The 3,289-nt window shown below is 71.3% G+C and carries 4 protein-coding genes; 2 read left to right on the forward strand and 2 right to left on the reverse strand.

Annotation, left to right across the window (positions count from 1 at the left end; genetic code table 11):
- The coding region (locus AB0B48_RS32530) for a hypothetical protein (RefSeq protein ID WP_357208357.1) at positions 1-221 on the reverse strand (221 nt) is incomplete at its 3' end.
- 76 nt (positions 222-297) lie between these two features.
- On the opposite strand from AB0B48_RS32530, the gene AB0B48_RS32535 reads away from it, so the two are divergent.
- A complete protein-coding gene (locus AB0B48_RS32535) occupies positions 298-1,008 on the forward strand; it encodes a ThuA domain-containing protein (protein ID WP_357208359.1) in 711 nt (236 codons plus the stop codon).
- On the forward strand, positions 978-2,096 hold the full coding sequence (locus AB0B48_RS32540) for a Gfo/Idh/MocA family oxidoreductase (RefSeq protein WP_357208361.1): 1,119 nt from the start codon (positions 978-980) through the stop codon (positions 2,094-2,096). Before AB0B48_RS32535 ends, AB0B48_RS32540 begins: the two co-directional genes overlap by 31 nt.
- A 28-nt stretch (positions 2,097-2,124) precedes the next feature.
- Here AB0B48_RS32540 and AB0B48_RS32545 read toward each other — a convergent pair.
- Positions 2,125-3,289: FAD-dependent monooxygenase (locus tag AB0B48_RS32545; protein ID WP_357208362.1), on the reverse strand; the 1,165-nt coding region annotated here is incomplete at its 5' end.

The following is a 3,289-nucleotide window of genomic DNA, read 5'->3' on the forward strand; positions in this document are numbered from 1 at the left end:
GTCGACGAGGGTGTCCGGTAGGTCACGACCGTGCGCGCATCGGGGTGCTCGCCCCGGCGTCGGCGCGGGCGGCGATCGCTTCGGCCCGTCCGCGCCTCCGCGCCGATCCGGAGCCGGTGTCGCTCGTGGTGCGGGCCAAGCCGACCGGGCAGAGTGGAATCCGGCAGCCGGCGTACGTCGGCTTTGTCGGCGACCACGGGTACGGTTTCGGTGCTCGGCACGTTTGGGCATCGGCGACCCGTCGTCGGGGCGGGGAGCGGCCAGCCCGGTGGCGACGGACCGTGGAAGGGAGCGACGGTGGCGCAGCGGAGAGCACTGGTGGTTCGGGGCGGTTGGGAGGGGCACCAGCCGGTCAAGGCGACGGAGTTGTTCCTCCCCTTCCTCGAACGTAGCGGCTATGCCGTACGGGTCGAGGAGTCGACGGAGGTCTACGCCGACACCGCCGAGATGGCCGAGACCGACCTCGTCGTGCAGTGCATAACGATGTCGCAGATCACCGCGGACCAGGTGGCGGGCCTCAGCGCGGCGGTCATCGCCGGCACGGGCTTCACCGGCTGGCACGGCGGCATCGTCGACTCGTTTCGCGCGTCAGCCGAATACCTGCACCTGGTGGGCGGCCAGTTCGCGACCCATCCGGGCCTTGAGCCGTGTGAGCGTCACGGTGGCCCGGAGGACAACTTCCTGCCGCACACGGTGCGCGTCACCGACCTCGGCCGGGAGCACCCGATCACTGCGGGCATTGAGGACTTCGACCTGGTCACCGAACAGTACTGGGTGCTGCACGATGACCTGATCGACGTACTGGCCGTGACCACCCACCCGACGCAGGCGTGGCATCCGTGGCATCGGCCGGTCACCTCACCGGCCATCTGGACCCGACAGTGGGGTGCCGGGCGCGTCGTCGTGACGACCCCCGGGCACAGCCTCGACGTGCTGGAGCACGCGGATGTCCGTACCGTGATCGAGAGGGGGATGGTGTGGGCGACCCGCACCGCGTCGGCGTCATAGGTCTCGGGGTCATCTCCCGCGCATACCTGGACACTCTCACGGACCACCCTGAGATCGACATCGTCGCGGTGGCCGACCTCGACGCCTTCCGGTCGGCCGAGGTCGCGGCCACGATTCCTGGAGCCGAGGCGATGAGCGTCGAGCGGCTGCTCGCCCGCCCGGACGTGCAGACCGTGCTCAACCTGACCATCCCCGCAGCCCATGCCGACATCTCGCTGGACACGATCGACGCCGGCAAGAACGTCTATGTGGAGAAGCCGCTCGCCGTGACGTTCCCGGACGGCCGCTCGATCATCGATCGGGCCGCTTCGGCCGGCGTCCGCGTCGGGTGCGCGCCGGACACCGTCCTGGGTACGGGCACGCAGACGGCGCGGGCGGCGATCGACGGCGGGCTCATCGGCCGCCCGATGTCCGCGTCGGCCGTCATGGTCACTCCGGGGCACGAGCGCTGGCATCCCAATCCCGACTTCTACTACGCCCCGGGCGGCGGCCCGATGCTGGACATGGGGCCGTACTACATCTCGGCGCTCATCCATCTGCTCGGGCCGGTCCGGTCGGTGACCGGCGCCGCCAGCCGCCTGCGCGCCGAGCGCGTCATCGGCTCGGGCCCCCGCACCGGGCAGCGGATCCCGGTGGGGGTGGACACCCACCTCACCGGCGTACTGGAGCACGCCAACGGTGCGCTCTCCACCATCACGACGAGCTTCGACGGCGTCCGGACGACGGCCGTACCGATCGAGGTGCACGGCGAGGCCGGCACGCTCGCCGTGCCCGACCCGAACTACTTCGACGGTGAGGTCCGCCTCTTCGCGCTCGGCGACACCGACTGGCGCGCTCTCGAACCGCAGGCCGGTTACGCCAAGGCTTCCCGGGGCATCGGCCTGATCGACCTGGTCAGGGCCGACGATCAGCGTGCCCCGCGCGCTGACGGCGAGGTCGCACTGCACGTACTCGAAACCATGACCAGCCTGCTCCGGTCGGCGACCGAAGGCCAGCGGATCGAGCTGACGACGACCGCACAGCGGCCCGTGCCGGTTCCGCTCACTCCGCTCGAGGACTGGCAGGCGTACGACCCAAAGACACGTTGAAGAGGGCCAGCCCGAAATGGGTTCGTGGTCATCGTGGAAGGCCGAAGTGGTGGGCGAGCGAGGCGCGCAGCGTGGCGGCGTCCCCGGCGGACCAGGCAATGAAGCAGTCGGGGCGTACGAGCAACGCGGCCGCTGTCGTGCCCTCCAGTGAGCCGGTGACCATGTCGACCCGGTCTCGCCATGGTGCGGCGATCCCGGCGTAGGCACCCGTGGAGTCCAGCAGCAGCGGCCGGGCGGTGCGGGTCAGCTCGGCGAGGCGTGTCGCACCGTGCTCGGTGTGCACGACCACGTCGGGCGCGCAGCGGCCGGCCAGAGGGTCGGCGGGATCGGCGGGGTAGCGGATGTCCGCACCGGACATCAACGCCGCGATGTGCCCGGTCACCTCCGGCTTGCGCAGCAGTTCGGCGAAGAGTTCCCGCAAGCCGCTGATCTCGTCGCCAGGGCCGATGAGCGCCGACTGCGCCTGGGTGGACATGACGACCCGTTCGGCGACGGGGCGACGCTCGCTTTCGTAGGTGTCGAGCAGGCCCTTCGGTGCCCAGCCGCGCACCGTGGCGGCGAGCTTCCAACCCAGGTTGACCGCGTCCTGTAGGCCCAGGTTGAGGCCGGGGCCGCCCATCGCGGGGTGCACGTGCGCGGCGTCGCCGACCAGCAGCACCCGGTCGGCGCGGTAGCGGGCGGCGATGCGGGTGTTGCGGCCGGTCAGGCGCCGCAGCAGGCCGGGGCCGTCAGGCGCGCCGAAAGGGATGTCGGCACCGAGCACCCGGGCGACGCTGGCACGGAGTTCCGCCAGGCTCATCGGGGTCGCGTCGTTCGTTGGCGGGTCGGGCCACTCCGTCGTGCTCAGGATCGCCGGGCGGCCGGGGAACGGGGCCCAGGCGATCAGGCCACGCGCAGTGCGGGTGTGCTGGAACGGCGGGACGACACCGTTACCGGGGACGCGCAGGCCGCCCGTCTCAGGGTCGAGGGACGACGCAGGCACGATCACCGTCGCGGTGCGGGAGATCGACCGGTCGTTGGTGACACCGGGGAAGTCGATACCGGCGAGTCGGCGCACCACGCTGCGGCCGCCGTCGGCACCAACGACGAAGCGACTGGTGAGCTTCGTACCGTCGGCGAGGTGGACCTCGACCGCGTCGAGGCGTTGGCGGAGGTCGACGACCTCGTGGCCGCGGCGCAGGTCGACTCCGAGC

It is taken from the genome of Micromonospora sp. NPDC049089 (genome assembly GCF_040648775.1).
Taxonomy (GTDB): Bacteria; Actinomycetota; Actinomycetes; order Mycobacteriales; family Micromonosporaceae; genus Micromonospora.